General features: G+C 70.3%; 1 protein-coding gene and 1 pseudogene. Both read left to right on the forward strand.

Going from position 1 to position 1785, the window contains the following annotated elements:
* The first annotated feature begins 77 nt into the window (after positions 1 to 77).
* Entirely contained in the window at positions 78 to 1220 is a 1143-nt protein-coding gene (locus tag G6020_RS11375) for a CoA transferase (protein ID WP_182610706.1), read from the forward strand.
* Positions 1221 to 1275: 55 nt separating this feature from the next.
* Positions 1276 to 1785: pseudogene (locus tag G6020_RS11380) on the forward strand (DUF1542 domain-containing protein); the annotation flags it as partial.

The raw sequence follows: 1785 nt of genomic DNA on the forward strand, positions 1-1785 counted from the left end.
CCGAGCCGCAGCCGGCCGAGCCGCACCCGACTGAGCCACGGCCGACCGAGCCGCCACGGACCGGCGCGCTCACCGACATCCGCGTCGTGGATCTGGCCCGGGTCCTCGCCGGACCGCTGTGCGGCCAGATGCTGGCCGACCACGGCGCCGACGTGATCAAGGTCGAACCGCCGGGTGGGGACGAGACCCGTGGCTGGGGGCCACCGTTCGTGCGAGATGACCACAGCGCGTACTTCGACGGGCTCAACCGGAACAAGCGGAACATCAGTCTCGATCTGCGCAGTGAGGAGGGTCAGGCGGTTCTCGCCAGGCTGCTCGACGAGGCCGACGTGCTCCTCGAGAACTTCAAGGCCGGCACCCTGGCGAAGTGGGGGTTCGGCGACGACGAGCTGGCCGAGCGCTTCCCCCGCTTGGTCCACTGCCGCATCACCGGCTACGGGGTGGACGGACCGCTCGGAGGCGCACCCGGATACGACGCGGTGCTCCAGGGGCTCTCCGGGCTGATGAGTATCAACGGCGAGCCCGACGGAGCGGCCATGCGGATCGGGATCCCGTTGGTGGACATCGTCACCAGTCTCAACGCGATGAGTGGCATCCTCATGGCGCTGCACGTACGGGCCACGACCGGGCGCGGCCAGCTGGTCGACCTCGCCCTGCTCGACAACGCGGTGTCGATCCTGCACCCGCACGCGGGCACGTGGTTCGCCACGGGCGAGGCCCCGGTGCGCACCGGGGTGGCGCACCCGACCATCTGTCCGTACGAGACCTTCAGCTGCTCGGACGGACCGTTCTTCATCGGCGCCGGAAACGATCGTCAGTTCCGGGCGCTGGCGGAGGCGGTGGACGCGCCCGCGCTGGTCGACGACCCCCGCTTCCTCACGAACTCGGACCGACTGCGCCACTCCGAGGAGCTGCGCGCGATCCTCGGTGGTCTCGTCGCAGGGCTCCGTCGGGACGACCTGACGGATCGACTCCGCGCGGTCGGGGTGCCCTCCGGGGCGGTGAACGACGTGGGTGAGGCGTTGTCCATGCCCCAGGTGCTGCATCGCGAGATGGTCGTCGAGCGCGACGGATACCGCAGTGTCGGCATCCCGATCAAGCTGTCCGACACCCCGGGATCCGTGCGGTTCGGGCCCCGCCCCCACGGCGCGGACACCGAGTCCGTGCTGGCGGAACTGGGACTCGATCGGGCGGCGCACTCCGAGCCCGACGGCCGCTGACCGGCGGGACACAATCTCGGTACGCTGGTGAAGTAGTACCGAGAAAGGTCGATCCGTGGAATTCCTCCTCATCGCCGCAGTGATCGCCGTTGCTGTCGCCGTGGTCTCCCGCAGTCAGAACAAGGGCCAGACCCAACTGGAAATGCAGCACAACCGCCATATCGAGGACTACCGCGCCGAGGCCGCGCGCTGGGTCGAACGGCTCGGCGGTCAGGTGTTCAACCTCGACGGCACCGACGAGGCGTCCAAGCAGGCGATGGCAGACGCCTCCGAGCGCTACACCGCGGCCGTGACGGAGCTGGAGAACGCGCGCACACCGGTCCAGACGGAGCTCGCGAAGGACACCGCCCTCGAGGGTCTGTACTACGTGCGGGCCGCGCGTTCGGCGATGGGCCTGGATCCCGGTCCGGAGCTGCCCACGACCGACGGGCAGGAGCGCGCCGGCCGGGTGACCGAGGACCGGACCGTCGAGGTCGACGGCCGCACGATGACCGCGGCGACCGAGCCGAGCGACAAGACCCCGCACTACTACCCGGGCGGTGTGGTGGCCGGCCGGCCGGTGCCC

This window comes from Dietzia sp. B19 (assembly GCF_014145155.1).
Lineage (GTDB): Bacteria > Actinomycetota > Actinomycetes > Mycobacteriales > Mycobacteriaceae > Dietzia > Dietzia natronolimnaea.